This window comes from Acinetobacter sp. ANC_7504, assembly GCF_056779995.1.
This window is the reverse complement of sequence record NZ_JBWYIZ010000051.1, coordinates 1-204: the sequence shown is the minus strand read 5'-3', so window position 1 is coordinate 204 and position 204 is coordinate 1. Positions and strand designations below refer to the sequence as shown.

1 protein-coding gene is annotated in these 204 nt (G+C 41.2%); it reads right to left on the bottom strand.

What is annotated here, in order from left to right; all coding sequences use genetic code 11:
- A partial coding sequence (locus AC1M9F_RS14580; RefSeq protein WP_481598129.1) for a hypothetical protein occupies positions 1–204 on the bottom strand: 204 nt, incomplete at both ends.

Below are 204 nucleotides of genomic sequence, written 5' to 3'. Positions count from 1 at the left end.
TTCCGCTGTAGCTTTTTTCACTGCAGTTTCTAAAGTATCTTTGATTTTTGCTAAATCCGCACCTTCTTGTGCCGCAGCTTCTTTTGCAGTACCGAGTGCAGTTTCTACATCTGTCAGCTGTTGACCATCAAACTTGCCTGCTGCAATTAAGTCTTCTACTTCTTTAATCGCTTCTGTTAGCTTTTGCTCATCCGTTTTTGCATT